This is a genomic window from Pelomonas candidula (assembly GCF_043555985.1).
Taxonomy (GTDB): Bacteria; Pseudomonadota; Gammaproteobacteria; order Burkholderiales; family Burkholderiaceae_C; genus Pelomonas; species Pelomonas candidula.
The window spans coordinates 81,033-95,578 of record NZ_JBIGIC010000007.1 but is presented as its reverse complement, the minus strand read 5'-3'; the positions used below and the strand labels follow the sequence as shown (position 1 = coordinate 95,578).

Annotated in this window: 12 protein-coding genes; 3 read left to right on the top strand and 9 right to left on the bottom strand. The window is 69.3% G+C overall.

Going from position 1 to position 14,546, the window contains the following annotated elements; all coding sequences use genetic code 11:
• Window positions 1-51: 51 nt before the first annotated feature.
• On the bottom strand, window positions 52-528 hold the full coding sequence (locus ACG04R_RS15265) for a MarR family winged helix-turn-helix transcriptional regulator (protein ID WP_394412122.1): 477 nt from the start codon (window positions 526-528) through the stop codon (window positions 52-54).
• A 206-nt stretch (window positions 529-734) separates the two neighbouring features.
• Between ACG04R_RS15265 and ACG04R_RS15260 the strand changes: the two genes are divergently transcribed.
• From ACG04R_RS15260 to ACG04R_RS15250, 3 genes are all read left to right on the top strand, one after another.
• Entirely contained in the window at window positions 735-1,976 is a 1,242-nt protein-coding gene (locus ACG04R_RS15260; protein ID WP_394412119.1) for an MFS transporter, read from the top strand.
• A 95-nt stretch (window positions 1,977-2,071) separates the two neighbouring features.
• Window positions 2,072-2,662 (top strand): TOL_0243 family YfiR-like periplasmic protein, encoded by a 591-nt coding sequence (locus ACG04R_RS15255; protein WP_394412116.1) that lies wholly within the window; start codon window positions 2,072-2,074, stop codon window positions 2,660-2,662.
• A complete protein-coding gene (locus tag ACG04R_RS15250) occupies window positions 2,659-4,605 on the top strand; it encodes a sensor histidine kinase, YfiR-like protein-associated (protein WP_394412112.1) in 1,947 nt (648 codons plus the stop codon). Before ACG04R_RS15255 ends, ACG04R_RS15250 begins: the two co-directional genes overlap by 4 nt.
• A gap of 27 nt (window positions 4,606-4,632) precedes the next feature.
• On the opposite strand, the gene ACG04R_RS15245 is transcribed toward ACG04R_RS15250, so the two are convergent.
• The 8 genes from ACG04R_RS15245 to ACG04R_RS15210 all read right to left on the bottom strand — a co-directional run bounded on the left by ACG04R_RS15245 (window position 4,633) and on the right by ACG04R_RS15210 (window position 14,535).
• The gene (locus ACG04R_RS15245) at window positions 4,633-5,595 is read right to left on the bottom strand and encodes a LysR family transcriptional regulator (protein WP_394412109.1); all 963 of its coding nucleotides are present in this window, start codon (window positions 5,593-5,595) and stop codon (window positions 4,633-4,635) included.
• 15 nt (window positions 5,596-5,610) lie between these two features.
• Window positions 5,611-6,387: an SDR family oxidoreductase gene (locus ACG04R_RS15240; RefSeq protein ID WP_394412106.1), complete on the bottom strand. Its 777-nt coding sequence runs from the start codon at window positions 6,385-6,387 to the stop codon at window positions 5,611-5,613.
• A complete protein-coding gene (locus tag ACG04R_RS15235) occupies window positions 6,384-7,559 on the bottom strand; it encodes a glycosyl hydrolase 53 family protein (RefSeq protein WP_394412103.1) in 1,176 nt (391 codons plus the stop codon). The genes ACG04R_RS15240 and ACG04R_RS15235 overlap by 4 nt, the downstream gene beginning before the upstream one ends.
• Window positions 7,540-8,532 carry an L-arabinose ABC transporter permease AraH gene (araH, locus tag ACG04R_RS15230; RefSeq protein WP_394412100.1) on the bottom strand — a complete coding sequence of 331 codons (993 nt, stop codon included), beginning with the start codon at window positions 8,530-8,532 and terminating at the stop codon, window positions 7,540-7,542. Before araH ends, ACG04R_RS15235 begins: the two co-directional genes overlap by 20 nt.
• A gap of 2 nt (window positions 8,533-8,534) precedes the next feature.
• Complete coding sequence (araG, locus tag ACG04R_RS15225; protein ID WP_394412097.1) at window positions 8,535-10,046, bottom strand: L-arabinose ABC transporter ATP-binding protein AraG; 1,512 nt, start codon at window positions 10,044-10,046, stop codon at window positions 8,535-8,537.
• Window positions 10,047-11,024, bottom strand: a complete 978-nt coding sequence (locus ACG04R_RS15220; protein WP_394412683.1) for an arabinose ABC transporter substrate-binding protein — start codon at window positions 11,022-11,024, stop codon at window positions 10,047-10,049.
• 20 nt (window positions 11,025-11,044) lie between these two features.
• Entirely contained in the window at window positions 11,045-11,941 is an 897-nt protein-coding gene (locus ACG04R_RS15215) for an SMP-30/gluconolactonase/LRE family protein (RefSeq protein WP_394412094.1), read from the bottom strand.
• Between the two features lie 200 nt (window positions 11,942-12,141).
• Window positions 12,142-14,535 (bottom strand): beta-galactosidase, encoded by a 2,394-nt coding sequence (locus ACG04R_RS15210; protein ID WP_394412091.1) that lies wholly within the window; start codon window positions 14,533-14,535, stop codon window positions 12,142-12,144.
• Between the last annotated feature and the right edge of the window lie 11 nt (window positions 14,536-14,546).

The following is a 14,546-nucleotide window of genomic DNA, read 5'->3' as shown; positions in this document are numbered from 1 at the left end:
GCGCTTGTGAGCGCCCGGCGCAACGCGCTGTAGGACGACGCGCAAGCGCCTTCAGTCGCCCAGGCGCTCGGCCAGCATGCGGTCCACCTTGTCGGCCAGGCGGCGCACCAGGCGACCCAGCTCGGCCCGCTCCTCGGGCGTGAACTCCGACAGCGCCTCGGCGCCGATCGCCTGCATGACGGCACGCGACTCGTGCATGCGTTCACGGCACTGCGGCGTCAGCAGCACGAGGCGGCTGCGGCCGTCGGCCGGGTCAGGAATGCGCTCGACGAGACCGTCACGCTCCATGCGCGCCAGCAGCTGCGCCATGCTGGGCTGCTCCACCTGCGCCAGCCGCGCCAGCTCGGCCTGCGAGTGCGGCCGGCCATCTTTCAAGGCCATCAGCACCGGCAGCTGGCCCATCGCGAAGCCGCGCTCGCGCAGCTGCGGGTCCGCCACGCGATGGAAGCTGCGGTGGATATGGCCCATCAGCTTCAACGTCTGACCGTCTTCACTGGGGGCGGGGGTCGAACGGGTGGGCTCGTCCATGAATGCGCGCAATTGGCCGACGAATGTCGTTGACTTTACATAGGCGCCTATCTTAATATGAATAGGCACCTATGAATTTCAAGCCGGCACGCGACCGGCCCCTCCCCTGCTGCCACGCCTGGACACGGCCCCGCGCAACACTGCGCCGCCGCAGGCGCCGGGTTTGCCCCGCCCGCTGGCCCCCGAACACCGAAAGCCCACCCCCCATGCCCGAAGCCACCACCGCCCTCAAACCTCCCGCCGCGCCGCCCGCGGCGTTCACGCCCTACCAGCGCTTCGCCACGGCGCTGCTGACGCTGCTGCAGTTCGCCGTCATCCTGGACTTCATGATCATGTCGCCGCTGGGCGCGATGATCATGCCGGCGATGTCGATGACGGCCCAGCAGTTCGGCCTCGTCGTGTCGGCCTACGCCTTCAGCGCCGGCATCTCCGGCATCGTGACGGCCGGCTTCGCCGACCGTTTCGACCGCAAGAAGCTGCTGCTGTTCTTCTACGGCGGCTTCCTGCTCGGCACGCTGTGGTGCGGCCTGGCGACTAGCTTCGAGTCGCTGCTGCTGGCACGCATCGTGACGGGCCTGTTCGGCGGCGTCATCGGCTCCATCGTCATGGCCATCGCAGCGGACCTGTTCGAGCCGGCGCTGCGCGGCCGCGTCATGGGCCTGCTGCAGGGCGGCTTCGCGGCCAGCCAGGTGCTGGGCCTGCCGTTCGGCCTCTACCTCGCCACGCACTGGGACTGGCACGCGCCCTTCCTCGCGCTGGTGATCTTCGGCGCCGTCGGTGGCCTGCTGATCGCCTGGCGCATGAAGCCGGTGGACGCCCACCTGAAGCTGCAGACAGACCGCAGCGCCTTCGCCCACCTGTGGCACACCGTGGCGCAACGCCGCCACCTGCACGCCTTCCTCATCACGGCGCTGCTGACGACGGGCGGCTTCATGATCATGCCGTTCGCGAGCGCCTTTTCGGTGCACAACGTCGGCATCGACCTGCAGCACCTGCCCATCGTCTACCTCGTCACCGGCATCAGCACGATGTTTGTCGCGCCGACGGTGGGCCGGCTGGTCGACCGGCTCGGTCCGCTGCCGGTGTTCTTCACCGGCAGCACGATCACCATCGCGATGGTGGCGCTGTACACGCGGCTGGGGCCGTCGTCGCTGACGACGCTGATCGTCATCAACGTCGTCATGTTCGCCGGCATCTTCTCGCGCATGGTGCCGTGGCAGGTCATCGTCACCGGCATCCCCGCACCCGAGCAGCGTGGCGCGTTCACGGCCATCAACGCGGCGCTGCAGCAGCTGGCGGGCGGACTCGCGGCGCTGGTGTCGGGCCACATCGTGAGCATCGGCGCCGACGGCCGCCTGGAGCATTTCCCGTGGGTGGGCAACGTGATGATCGGCACGACGCTGGTCGTCTGCGTGCTGATCTGGCAGATCCAGCGAACGCCACGGTGACGTGGCAGGCGGCGCCCCGCTAACCCACAGGCGCGTTGCCCCGGCAGGGTCGCTGCGCTATCGTGCGGCGACCACGGACACCGCCGGGAGGTTGCATGGGTCGGTCGCCGGGAACGCGCTGCGGCAATGGTCACGATGGGGCCATCCTCCCCCGCCGCCGCCTGCTCGTCGCGCTGCTGGCCGCCGCGGGCGTGTGCCACGCCATCGATGACGACGACGGCAGGAGCGAATACCAGGTCAAGGCGGCCTTCGTCTGCCGCTTCGGCAACTACGTCGAGTGGCCGGCGCAGGCGCTGGGCGCGGCCGACGAGCCCTTTCGCGTCGGCGTGCTGGCCGGCAGCGCGGTGGTGGAGGAATTCCGCCGCGTGGCCGCAACGGCCTCGGTGGCGGGCCACCCGGTGGAGGTGAGACGGTTGGCAAGCGGCGAGGCACCGGAGGGCGTGCACGTGCTGTTCGTGTCGCGCGCGATGGCCGGGCACGCGGGCGAGGCACTGGCCGCCGTACAGGGGCGGCCGGTGCTAACTGTCACAGAGCTTGACCCCGACGGCACGACAGGCATGATCAACTTCGTGCTTGTCGACGACAGGGTGCGTTTCGACGTCCTGTTGCCGCCGGCCACGCAAAGCGGCCTGAGGATCAGCGTGCGGCTTCTCGGCGTGGCACGCCGGGTCGAAGGGAAGTCATGATGTACAGGCTCTCGCTGCAACGCAGGCTGCTCGGCGTCACGATGCTGACGTCGCTGGTGGCCCTGCTCGTCGCGCTGGGTGCGATGGTGACCTACGACCTGCGCGCCTACCACGAGGGCTGGGTGGCCGACCTCCAGGCCCAGGCCGGGCTGATCGGCCGTGCGACGGCGCCGGCGCTGGAGTTCGACGACACGCGCGTGGCCAGCGAGAACCTGGCGCTGCTGCGGCTGCAACCCAGGATCAAGGCCGCGGCCATCTACGGCCCGCAGGGCGAGGTGTTCGCGTCGTACACGGCGCCCGGTGCCGACGGCGCGCTGCCGGCGCGTGCCGAGCAGCCCGGCCTGCGTCGAGCCGACAGCGACCTGCTCGTCGTGCAGCCCATCCTGCAGGGCGGCCGCGAGATCGGCCGTGTCTACCTGCGCGCCGAATACGCGATCGTCGACCGCGTGCTGACCTACCTCGGCATCGCCGCCGTCGTCGCGCTGGCGGCGCTGGGCGTGGCGCTGCTGCTGTCGACACGGCTTCAGCGCGCCGTCGTGCAGCCCATCCTGGCGATCAGCGACGTCGCGCGGGACGTCATGCAGCGCCAGGACTACTCGCGCCGCGCGCCCAAGGCCGCCGACGACGAGGTGGGCGTGCTGGCCGATTCGTTCAACGGCATGCTTGCCGAGATCGAGCGCCGCGCGCAGGAGGTGCGGCGGCTGAACGCCGAACTGGAAGCCCGCGTGCGCGAGCGCACGGCCCAGCTGGAGGCCTCCAACGAGGACCTGCGCCTGGCCACGGCCACGGCCGAGAAGGCCAACCGCGCGAAGTCGGAATTCCTCTCCAGCATGAGCCACGAGCTGCGCACGCCGCTGAACGCCATCATCGGCTTCGGCCAGCTGCTGGCCGGCGACACCGGGAACACCAAGCCAGAACGGCGCCAGGAATTCATCGAGCACATCGTCGACGCCGGCAAGCACCTGCTGACGCTGATCAACGAGATCCTCAACCTGGCACGCATCGAGGCGGGGCACGTGGAGCTGTCGCTGGAGCCGGTAGCGCTGGACGAGGTGATGGCCGAGTGCCGCCAGATGATCGAGCCGACGGCCGCTCAGCGCGGCATCGCGCTGCGCTTCGATGCCGGCTCCGGCCAGGTCGTGCAGGCGGACCGCATGCGGCTCAAGCAAGTGCTGCTCAACCTCGTCAGCAACGCGATCAAGTACAACCGACCGGACGGGTCCGTCGACGTGGGCTGCCACGTCGCCGCAGAGCAGGTTCGCATCCACGTGCGCGACACCGGCCGCGGCCTTGCGCCCAGGCAGGTCGAGGCGCTGTTCCAGCCCTTCAACCGGCTGGGCCAGGAGGGCGGCCCCGAACAGGGCACCGGCATCGGCCTGGTCGTCACGCAGCGGCTCGTGCAGTTGATGGGCGGGCGCATCGGCGTGAACAGCCGGCTCGGCGAAGGCAGCGAGTTCTGGATCGAGCTGCAGGCCAGCGAGCTGCCGGCGGCGCCTCACCCCGACACCGACTGGGGTGCGCTGTTCAACCCGACGGTGGCGGCACCGGCGGTCGAGGTGCCGGCCACCATCCTCTACGTGGAGGACAACCCCGCCAGCCGCCAGCTCGTCGAGGAGTTGCTGCGTGCGCGCCACGACCTGCGCCTGCTGTCGGCCACCGACGGCCGCGCCGGGCTGGAACGGGCGCTGGCCGAGCGGCCCGACGTCATCCTGATGGACAACAACATGCCCCACATGACCGGCCGCGAGGTGCAGTCCCTGCTGAAGATGGACCCGCGCACGGCACACATCCCCGTCATCGCGCTGACCGCCAGCGCGATGCCCGAGGCCGCGGCGTCCAGCCTGGCGGCAGGCTATTTCCGCTACCTGACCAAGCCGCTGAACCCGGCCGCGCTGATGGCGGCGCTGGACGAGGCGCTGAAGGCCGCGCGCACGCGCCGCTAGACGTTGAGCGATTCAGACCGACCGCGTTCAGCGGGTCGAGTCTGGACGAGGCGCTCGTGCCAGCGCCTGCTCGCGCAGGCAGGTCAGCATCAGTTCCGCACCGGGCGACAGCTGATGGCCGCGGCGCGTGACGATGCCATAGGCGTCCATGCGCAGGCCCAGGTCGATGGGCAGCACCGTCAGCAGGTTGGCGTCGAGGTAGGGGCGCACCAGTTCCTCCGGCAGCGCGACGACCATGTCGGACTGCACCAGCAGGCTGGTGATGACCGGCAGCGACAGCGTCTCGACGGCCTGTTGCGGCTGGTCCAGCCCGGCGGTCAGGAACAACGACGTGAGCCGGTCGCGCAGGATGCTGCCGCCCGGCGGCAGTATCCAGCTCTGGCGGGCCAGTTCCTGCAGCCTGAGGTCGCTGCGGCCGGCCAGCGGGTGGCCGGCGCGCACGATCAGCGCGTGGGGCTCGTCGGTCAGCGGCTCGAAGCTCAGCTGCGCGGCGGACTCGCTGTCCAGCACGCGACCGATGACGAGATCCAGGTCGCCACCCTGCAGCTGCTGCGTGAGGATCTTGCTCGTCTCCACCGTGATGGCCACGTGCACGCGCGGCTGGCGTGCCTTCAGCTCGACGACCGCCGCCGGCAGCAGCGTGGTCGACGGCGTCAGCACCGAGCCGACGGCAACACGGCCGGACAGGCCCGACAGCAGCTCCATGACCTCCTGGTGGCCGGCGTCCAGCTCGGCCAGCGCGGCGCCGGCGCGGCGGATCATGACCTCGCCGTACCAGGTCGGCGCCACGCCACGCGGCAGGCGCTCGAACAGCTTCACGCCCAGCGCGTGCTCCAGGTCGGCCAGCAGCTTGGAGGCAGCCGGCTGCGTCAGGTTGGCGGCCTGCGCCGCGTGCAGGATCGACCCGTGCCGCCCCAGTTCCACCAGCAGCACCAGCTGGCGGGTCTTCAGGTGGGAGCGGACAAAGCGATCCGAGCGCGGGTCAGTCATGCGGGGTGGAGGGGGCTACTCGTGGTACAGCTGAGAACGGCCGCCGTCGATGAGGATGTCCGTGGCGTTGATGAAACGCGCCTCGTCGCTGGCCAGGAACAGCGCAGTGTAGGCAACCTCGATGGGCTCGCCGACGCGCTTGGGTGGCAGCAGCTCGACCTGGCGCTTGGCGGCTTCCGGGTCGCTGGCCAGCCACTCGACGACGCGCTCGGACAGGATAAGGCCCGGCGAGATCGAGTTCACGCGCACGTTCTGCGCCGCGTACTGGATGCCCAGCGCCTTGGTCATGCCGATCAGCGCATGCTTGGCGACCGGGTAGGGGAAGGCGTTCGGGATGATGCGATGGCCGTGCACGGAGGCGACGTTGACGATGCTGCCGCCGCCGCCCGCCAGCATGCCCGGCAGCACGGCGCGGGCGCAGTGCAGCGCACCCTCGAGGTCCACGGCCAGGCAGCGCTGCCACTGGGCCGACGTCATCGCCAGCGGCTCGGCGAAGACGTCCATGCCGGCGTTGTTGATGAGCACGTTGATCGCACCGAAGCGCGCAGCGCCCTGGGCGGCCATGGCCTGCACGGCGGCCTCGTCGGAGATGTCGGCCGGGACGAACATCGCGTTGTCTTCACCCAGCTCCCGGATGAGCTCTGCGGCCAGCGCCGCATCGCCGGCCAGGCCATTCAGGATGACCTTGGCGCCCTCGGCGACGAACAGACGGGCGATGGCCTTGCCGATGCCCTGGGTGGAGCCGGTGACGAGGGCGACCTTGCCTTGCAGGCGACGGGAGAGGGAACTCATTGCGTGTACTGCTTCCAGATGTCGAGCACGGGCAGCGCCCGGCCCTTGAAGTCGAACAGGGTGGTGTTGGAGACGACGTTGGGCCCGGGCTCGCCGGTGCCTTCCTTCAGCGCCCAGCCGACGTTGCGGTTGGCGATGAAGATCGGGTCCCAGTACAGGACGCCCAGCACGCGGGGGTGCGCCTTGCAGGCGCCCAGCAGTTCGGCCATGAAGTCGCGCTGCCCTTCGGGGCTGCTCATGCTGGCCGGGTAAGGGCCGTTGTTCTCCAGCTGGCCGGGCCAGCCGTCGGCGCGGTTGGGCGCGAAGTTGAAGCCGGCTTCCATGACGAGCATGTCGCTGTCGTAGCGGGCCGAGACCGTGTCGCAGAAGCTCATCAACTGGCTGACGTTCTTCTTCGTCCAGAACGGGTAGTAGGACGGGCCGATGACGTCCCACTTCACGCCTTGCTCGCGCGCATGGTCGAACCAGTCGATGTACTTGGCCTCGTTGCCGCCATCGTCCAGGTGCAGCACGATCTTGGCCGCCGGGTGGGCCGCCTTCACGCCGGCGTAGCCGGCCTTCAGGATGGCGCCCAGGCGCTGCCAGTTGCTGGTGCTGCCCCAGGGGTAGAGCAGGCCGTGCTCGATCTCGTTGCCGAGCGACACGAATTCGGGCGGCGTGCCCTGGTCCACCAGCGCCTTGACGACGAGGCGGCTGCGCGCCTCCACGAAGGCCAGCAGGCGCTCGAAGCGGGCCGTGTCGTCGCCCAGCGTGTCCAGCGCCTTGCGCCAGGCGGTGGGCGGCGTCTGCGTCTTGGAATTGGTCCAGAAGTCGCTGTAGTGCAGCGTGAACTGGATCTGCATGCCCTGCGCCTTGGCGCGCCGAGCCAGCCGCAGCACGTCGGCCAGGTCCATCGAGCCGGCGGGCCAGTACCAGCCGTCGTTGCCGGTACCCGGCCCGGTGCGGTCGTACATCCGGATGCGCACGATGTTGTGGCCGTAGCGCTTCAGGATCTCCAGGCAGTCGCCGGGCTTGCCGTCACGGTCCTTGTAGACCGCGCCGGCATGCTCCATCCACGTCAGCGCGGAGATGTCGCCGCCGGCCAGCAGCGGCGCTTTCGCAGCGTGTGCGGGCAGCGCGCTGGCGAGCGCAGCAGCAAGCAGCGTGCGGCGATCAAGAACGGCGTTCGCCACGGGTCTTCAGTTGGTCGAGAAGAACGGCCGCCAGCAGGATCAGGCCGCGCACGAGGTACTGGTAGAACGCATCGACGTTGAGCAGGTTCATGACGTTCTCGACCGTGCCCATGATGAGCACGCCGATGACGACGCCGAAGATGCGCGCCTTGCCGCCCTGCAGCGACACGCCGCCCAGCACGCAGGCGGAGATGACGTCCAGCTCGAAGCCGGTAGCCGCGTTGGGCTGGCCGCTGGTGATGCGGGCCGACAGCACGAGGCCGGCCAGCGCGGTGACCACGCCCTGCAGCAGGAAGATCCACACGCGCAGGCGCTCGACGCGCACGCCGGCCAGCCGTGCGGCTTCCGGGTTGCCGCCGATGGCCAGCGTGTTGCGGCCGAAGACCGTGTGGTTGAGCAGCACGCCGAAGATGAGGAAGCAGAACCCCGTCAGCCAGATGGGCAGCGGCAGGCCCAGGAAGGTCGTGTCGCCGAAGGAGATGAAGCCCTCGTCCGCGATGCCCACGGCCTGGCCTTGCGAGGCGATGAACGCGAGGCCGCGCACCATCAGCATCGTCGCCAGCGTGGCGATCAGCGCGTTGACGCGCAGGTAGGCGATCAGCACGCCGTTGAACGCGCCGATCAGCGCACCTGCAGCCAGGCCGCCACCGATGGCGGCGGCGACGCTGCCGGTGCGCTCCAGCACCATCGCGCCCAGCACGCCGGCGAAGGCGATGGTGGAGCCGACGGAGAGGTCGAAGTCCCGCGAGGCCAGACACAGCATCATCGTGCAGGCGACCATGCCGATCTGCGCGACCGACAGCAGCAGGCCGACGATGTTGGCGCCGGAGAAGAAGTTCTCGACGGTAACGGCCAGCACGGCGAACAGCAGGGCATAGCCCAGCGTCATGCTGTGCTCCTTGAGCAGGGCGCGGGACTTGTTGTTCATGGCGGAGCTGGGCGCGGCGGCGGTCGTTTGGGTGGTCGTGTTCATGATCAGTGGACAGGCGCGGCAGGCGCTCCGTCAGGCAGTGCAAGCGCGAGTGCGGCGGTCTCGCTGGCATCGGCGCGGGCCAGCTCGCCGCTGATGCGGCCGTCACGCATCACGATGAGGCGGTCGGAGATGCCCAGCACCTCGGGCAGCTCGCTGGAGATGACGATGACGCAGCAGCCCGAGGCGGCGACGTCGTGGATGATCTTGTAGATCTCGTTCTTGGCACCCACGTCGATGCCGCGCGTCGGCTCGTCGAGGATGAGCACCTTGAGCCCCGGCTCGGCCAGCCAGCGCGCCAGGATGACCTTCTGCTGGTTGCCGCCCGACAGCAAGCGGATCTCCTGCTCGCGGTTGGGCGTCTTGATGCGCAGCTTCTTGATGAAGTCGTCGGCGCGCTGCGCCTCCTGGCCGTGGCGCAGGAATACGCCGCCCGCCAGGCCGTGGCGGCGGCAACTGATGTTGATGTTCTCGGCGACCGACGAATGGGCCAGGATGCCCTGCTCCTTGCGGTCCTCCGGGCACAGCACGATGCCGGCGGCAATCGCGTCGGCCGGGCTGCTCGCGGCCACGCGGGCGCCGTCCAGCAGCACCTCGCCGCCGCGGCGCGAGTCGGCGCCGTAGAGCAGGCGCATCAGCTCGCTGCGGCCGGCGCCGACGAGCCCGAAGAAGCCCAGCACCTCGCCGCCGCGCATCGCGAAGCTCAGCGGCTCGGGCAGGCGCTCGCTGTGCAGGCCGCGCGCTTCCAGGCGCATCGGGCCTTGCTGGCGGGTGCGGTAGTCGTAAATGTCCTGCAGTTCGCGGCCGACCATGTCGGAGATGAGCCGCTCGCGCGGCACGTCGGCCATGACGTCGTGCGTGACGATCTTGCGGCCGTCGCGGAAGATCGTGCAGGCATCGCACAGCTCGTACAGCTCTTCGAGCCGGTGCGAGATGTAGATCAGCGTGCGGCCCTCGGCACGCAGGCGCTTGACGAGCTTGAACAGGATCTCGGTCTCGCGGTGCGACAGGCTGCTAGTGGGCTCGTCGAACGCGATGACCTTGGCGTCCTGCATGACGGCCTTGCAGATCTCCACCATCTGGCGCTGCGCGATGGACAGGTCCGACAGGCGCGCGGCCGGGTCCAGGTCCACGCCGATGTTGGCCAGCTGCTCGGCCACCATCTTGCGCGCGGCCTTGTGGTCCACCAGGCCGAAGCGCGTGGGCAGGCGGCCCAACAGCACGTTCTCGGCCACGGTCAGCTCGGCGACGTACTGCAGCTCCTGGTGGATGATGGCCACGCCGGCGGCGATGGCGTCGCCAGCCGATGTGAAGTGGCGCTCCTGGCCTTCCAGCAGCAGGCGGCCGCCGTCGGGCTTGTACTGGCCGCCCAGGATCTTCAGCAGCGTGCTCTTGCCCGCGCCGTTCTCGCCGAGCAGGCCCATGACCTGGCCCGCGTGCGCCTCGAAGCTCACCCCGTTCAGCGCCTTGACGCCGGGGAAGGTCTTCGTGATGTTGTCGAACTGCAAGACAGACATTTACAGACCCATTTGCTTTCTGAGTTCGGCCTGGTTCTGGCGCGTCATCAGCGTGCCGCTGGTCAGCGTGACCGGGGGCGGCTGCTTGCCCTTCGTGGCCCATTCGTAGACGGCGATGGCCGTCTCGTAGCCATGGCGCTTGGGGCTGATCAGCACGGTGCCGAAGAAGGCGGTGGGCGTGGGCTTGGTGAACTCGTTCAGCGCCGTCTGGCTGCCACCGATGCCAATCGCCAGCATCGCGTCGTGCTTGATGCCACGGCCTTCCGCCGCGCGCACGGCGCCCAGCGCAGCTTCGTCGTTGAGGCCGAAGGCCACCCACTTCTTGAACTTGGCGTTCTTCGTGAAGGCGATGTTGGCGGCGTTGAAGGCGCTCTCGGTGTCGGTCTTGGCTTGCGGCGCGTCGACGACGTTGGCGGCCGGGATGCCGGCGGCCTTCAGCGCGTCGGCGGCGCCCATCGTGCGGTCATGGCCGGTGGGCAGTTGGTCGTAGGCGACGCGCAGCACGCCGACCTCGTCGAGCTTCCAGCCGCGGGCCTTGATCTCGGCCAGCAGGCCGGCGCCGACCTGCTTGCCGATCTCGTAGCCGGAGATGCCCATGTGCGGGATGTCGGCGATGGGCTTGCCGGCGCCGTCGACGAGCTGGTCGTCCACGGACATGACCTTCAGGTTGTTGCGCTTGGCGGCGCGGTTGATGGCCACGCCCAGCTTCACGTCGGGCGCGCAGATGACGAAGCCGACAGCCTTCTGCGCGGCCAGGTTGTCGATGGCGGCCAGCGTCTTCTCGCCGTTGGGCACGCCGATCTTGACGAGCGTGAAGCCCTTCTCCTTGGCGGCTTGTTCGGCGAACTTCCATTCGTCCTGGAACCAGGGTTCCTCGGCCTGCTTGACGAGGAAGCCGACCTTGACCGGTTCCGCGGCTTGCGCCGCGAAGGGCGTGGCGGCCAGCAGGGCCAGGGTGAGAGCGGCGCGTCGTTGCATGTTCATGGTCTCGTCTCCTATCAATCTTCAAACAGGGTATCGGGCACACCCAGCGCCTTCGGCAGGCGCAGCCCGAACAGGCTGCCGGACAGCGGCTGCGCGGCAAGCGCATCGCGGCCCAGCTCCGTGCGGGCGCTGGTGAGCATCAACTGGTCCATGCCTTCGCCACCGATGGCGGGGCAGGTGGTGTGGGCTGCTGCAGCGGTGTAGACGCTCATCAGCTGGCCCGAGGGGTCGTAGCGTGCCACACGGCCCGCGCCCCACTGCGCGTTCCACAGGCAGCCCTCGGCGTCGATGACGGAGCCGTCGGGCCAGGCCTCGGCGTTGTCCATCTGCGTGAACAGCCGCACGTTGTCGACCTGCGCGGTCTCGGCGTCGTAGTCGCACTGCTGGATGCGCTGGGTCAGCGTGTCGCAGAAGTACATCGTGCGGCCGTCGAGGCTGAAGCAGATGCTGTTGGCGATGGCCACGGCCGGCAGCGCGAGGCGGCGCAGGCCGTACTGCAGCGAGAACTGGTAGAAGCTGCCGATGGGCCGCTTCTCCCTGGCCTCGTTCAGCGTGCCGAACACGAAGCAGCCACGCCGGTCGGTGCGGCCGTCGTTGACGCGGGTGCGCGACTCCGCGGCGTCCACCGGTGCCAGCGTCTGCAGCTGCGCCAGCTCCAGGCCGTCGCCGAGCGAGGCGATGGCCAGCCGCTTGGCCAGACCCAGCAGCACGCGGCCGGAGCGGCAGTGCGCGAAGCTGCCCAGCCGGTCCGGCAGCCGGCAGGACTCGACGGCGCCCTGCCCGGGGCGCCACGCGTTCAGCGTGGACGCCTCGATGTCGGTCCACCACCAGCGGCCGCGCTGCCACAGCAGCCCTTCGCCAAGGGTGGCGCCTTGCGGCAGCGCGAGGTCGAGTTCGCCGGTGGGCTTCATCAGAGATCCAGGTGCAGGCTGACGGCGTGGCAACAGGCCAGGAACAGGGGACGGCGGAACAAGAGACGATCTCCGGGTTTCGTCGGGCTGCAGCCGTGCCGCCCGACCGACTCGCAGTGGTCGGCAACCCGTAAGTTACGGATCTGTTCCATTCCGCACTAATCGAATATCGGGTCTTAACTATCCAGTTTTCTGATAGTTCAAGGAGTGATGCTGACGCGGCGCACCGTCAGCAGCCGAGCACCGCGCAGCTCGGCGACCTGGGTCTGGCCGGCGGCGAAGGCGGGGCGGTGGGCAGCGTCGATGTAGACCGGCGCGTCGGCACGCAGCGGCAGCACGCTGAGCTGCAGCTCCGCGCCCGGCTTCAGCTTGAACTGGCGCAGGCCGATCTGCCACTTCTGGCCGTTGTAGTACCAGTCGTCCAGCATGGTCGTGCCGGAAAAGACGCGGCCGATGTCGCCGACGAAGTCCAGCTCCAGCAACACGTCCTCGGCACCGGCAGCCGGCTTCGCGGGCAGCTTCAGCGCCCAGGTCGCGGCGGTGGCGAAGGCCTCGGGCACCGGTTGCACGGCTGCGCCGGCCAGGCCGCCTTTCAGCACCTTGGGCGCATTGCCCGCCTTGCGGGTGACGCTGACCTGCAGCGCAGGCTGGGTGTTGTCTCCAGCCACCACAAGCTGTTGCCATAGGCCGCCGTCCTGCTCGACATGCAGCCCGGCCGCGCGCGGTTTAGACAACGCCGGGAAGACAGCAGCTTGGAGCGCTTGCGGGCCAACACCGCGCAGCTGCAGCTTGCCGTCCGCAACCCATACCTGCTGATTGCTAAACACCAAACGCCGCTGACCGGCGATGTTCAGCACGCTGAGCTGCTCGGCTTCCTCAGGAGACAGCAGCAGCACGCTGACGGCACGACCGTTGCTCGTCCCAACTCGCTGAAGCCGCGAATCACGCTCCAGCGTCTTCACGCCGTCGGGCAGCGCGAACTCGGCAGGGATGCCGGCCGTCGTCGCGAACACATGGACGATGCCGTACGCGCCCGCATCAACGCGCACGACCGGCTGGGCCGTCGCATAACGCAGCTTGACGCCATCGAGGTCGAGGTTGAGCGGCCAGACGAAGTAGGCGCCGTTGGGGATGTCGACCGGCGCGCTGGGCAGCGTCACCGTGCCACCCGGCAGCTGCACCTCGAACTGCGTCGCCGTCTGCGTCGGCATCGGGTACTGGCGCACATGGTTGTTGAAGAACAGGAAGCCGCTGTCGCCGTTGCTGCGGACCGACCAGCGCGGCGTCTGCAGATCGGCCGGGTTGGCCGGCGAGCGCTCGGGCTGGCGCACGGTCATCGTCGCGAGCTGGCCGCCGTAGTCGCGCAGGAAGTAGTGGAAGGGGCGCAGCTTGGTCAGCACCGGGCGCTGCTGGCCGTCCGGGCCCAGCGGTGCCTGGAAGTCGTAGCTGATGCGCGGCACGTCGTTGTAGCCGCCGCTGAGCGTGCTCTCCTCCAGGCCCGTGCCGCCGACGCCAACCGGGTTGCGGCCGCCGTGGAACATGTAGTAGCCGAACAGGTTGACGCCCGAGCCGAGCTGCACCGGCAGCATGGCGGCGATGTCGTCCGGCGACACCAGCGTGCGGCGGCGGTACATGGCCGGCAGGCCGGGGCCGTACTCGGCGCCGAGGAAGGGCACCTTGTCCTTGTCGGTCTCGGCGGTGCCGGGCTGGTGGGCCTGGGTCTGCGCGCCAAGGTCGCCGCTGACGCGGGTGTCGAAGCGGAACGCATGCGTCTCCTTCGGCGGCAGCTCCTTCGTGCTGGTGGCCCACGGCTCGTCGGGGTAGCCGCCGAACACGGGCGTGACCTCGCCGGACGGGTACACCGTGCCGTCCCAGCCGGTCACCGTGTAGAGCGGCACATCCATGCCGGCCTTGAGTGCCAGCTTCTTCAACGCGCTGATGTGTTCCTCGCCACGGCCCGCGCCACGGATGTTGTATTCGTTCTCCAGCTGCACGCCGATGACGGGGCCGCCGTCCTTCCACAGCAGGCCCTTGAGCTGCGCGCCGATCTCCGCGTAGAGCTTCTCGACATGGCCCATGTACTCGGGGTCGTTGCCGCGCGTGGGCATCTTGTCGACGACCCAGTCCGGGATGCCGCCGTAGCGCGACTCGCCATGCGCCCACGGGCCCAGCCGCACGACCACCTTGAGGCCGGCGGCCTGGGCCAACTGCACGAAGCGGTGCAGGTCACGGTTGCCCTTCCAGTTGAACGCGCCAGGCAGCTCCTGGTGGTGGTTCCAGAACACGTAGCTGGCGACGATGTCGATGCCCGCCGCCTTCATCAGCTGCAGCTCCGCGGCCCACTGCGAGGCCGGCGCGCGGCTGAAGTGGTACTCGCCCATGACCGGCAGCCAGGGCTTACCATCCTTCAGCAGGTACTGGCTGTTGGCCGCCAGCGTCTCACCCTTGGGCGAGGTGGCCGTGCCCAGCTTGAGGTAGCCCGTCTGCGGCACTGCCACGGGGGCACGGGCGTCGAGCTTCAGCGTGTCGGCGAATGCCGCAGGGGCGAGCGCCCCCACCAGCAGCGCCGCGGTCAGCGTGCGGATGCGGTTCATGGTTGTCTCCG

Excerpts from the sequence above, each read along its gene's own strand:
- ACG04R_RS15265 (WP_394412122.1), bottom strand. The coding sequence starts at position 528 with ATGGACGAGCCCACCCGTTCGACCCCCGCCCCCAGTGAAGACGGTCAG.
- ACG04R_RS15260 (WP_394412119.1), top strand. The coding sequence starts at position 735 with ATGCCCGAAGCCACCACCGCCCTCAAACCTCCCGCCGCGCCGCCCGCG.
- ACG04R_RS15255 (WP_394412116.1), top strand. The coding sequence starts at position 2,072 with ATGGGTCGGTCGCCGGGAACGCGCTGCGGCAATGGTCACGATGGGGCC.
- ACG04R_RS15250 (WP_394412112.1), top strand. The coding sequence starts at position 2,659 with ATGATGTACAGGCTCTCGCTGCAACGCAGGCTGCTCGGCGTCACGATG.
- ACG04R_RS15245 (WP_394412109.1), bottom strand. The coding sequence starts at position 5,595 with ATGACTGACCCGCGCTCGGATCGCTTTGTCCGCTCCCACCTGAAGACC.
- ACG04R_RS15240 (WP_394412106.1), bottom strand. The coding sequence starts at position 6,387 with ATGAGTTCCCTCTCCCGTCGCCTGCAAGGCAAGGTCGCCCTCGTCACC.
- araH (WP_394412100.1), bottom strand. The coding sequence starts at position 8,532 with ATGAACACGACCACCCAAACGACCGCCGCCGCGCCCAGCTCCGCCATG.
- araG (WP_394412097.1), bottom strand. The coding sequence starts at position 10,046 with ATGTCTGTCTTGCAGTTCGACAACATCACGAAGACCTTCCCCGGCGTC.
- ACG04R_RS15220 (WP_394412683.1), bottom strand. The coding sequence starts at position 11,024 with ATGCAACGACGCGCCGCTCTCACCCTGGCCCTGCTGGCCGCCACGCCC.
- ACG04R_RS15215 (WP_394412094.1), bottom strand. The coding sequence starts at position 11,941 with ATGAAGCCCACCGGCGAACTCGACCTCGCGCTGCCGCAAGGCGCCACC.
- ACG04R_RS15210 (WP_394412091.1), bottom strand. The coding sequence starts at position 14,535 with ATGAACCGCATCCGCACGCTGACCGCGGCGCTGCTGGTGGGGGCGCTC.